This window comes from Streptomyces sp. CO7 (assembly GCF_053474865.1).
This window is the reverse complement of sequence record NZ_JBRIOU010000002.1, coordinates 831012-831728: the sequence shown is the minus strand read 5'-3', so window position 1 is coordinate 831728 and position 717 is coordinate 831012. Positions and strand designations below refer to the sequence as shown.

At 76.4% G+C, this 717-nt stretch carries 1 protein-coding gene; it reads left to right on the top strand.

The genetic code is table 11. From position 1 onward, the window contains the following. Nucleotides 1–717, top strand: a 717-nt coding sequence (locus ACOV8S_RS05765) for a YeeE/YedE thiosulfate transporter family protein (RefSeq protein WP_448317369.1), incomplete at both ends; no start/stop codon positions are given.

The window sequence follows — 717 nt, the reverse complement described above, 5'->3', positions numbered from 1 at the left end:
CCTGGCCCCCCGCCCCTCCCGCCGAGGTGACGGCAGCGCCGCCGCGCGCCCGATCCGCCGCCTTCCCCCCGCCCGCCCCCCCCCCCCGTCCGGCGCCCGCCGCGCCACCGCTCGGGCCGGTCCGCAAGGGTCCGCTGGCCGTCTCCGCGCTGCTCGCCGTCGCGCTCACCGCCTACGTATGGTCGGCCCACGGGGCGAAGCCGGGCGTGCTGCTCCTGCTGGGCCTCGGTCTCGGAGTGGGCCTGTTCCACTCCCGGTTCGGTTTCACCTCCGCCTGGCGGCAGCTGGTCGCCGTCGGCAACGGGACCGGTCTGCGCGCCCACGCCCTGCTCCTCGGCACCACCGCCACCCTCTTCGCCCTCGTCCTGGGCACCGGGACCGGCCTGTTCGGCTCGGCCCCCGCCCCCTCGGCGGGCCCGCTGGGCCTGGGCCTGCTGCTGGGCTCGGTGCTGTTCGCCATCGGCATGCAACTGGGCGGCGCCTGCGCCTCCGGCACGCTCTACGTGGTCGGGTCCGGGCAGTCCACGCTGGTGCTCACCCTCGGCGGGTTCATCGCCGGAGCGACCCTCGCCGCCTGGCAGTTCGACCTCTGGAAGGACCTGCCCGCCTTCGAGCCGGTGGTCCTCGCGGACCACGTCGGCTGGTTCGGCTCCTGGGCGGTGACGATCGCCGCGCTGGTGCTGGTGGTGCTGGTCAGCCGACGTGGTCCGCGAGGAC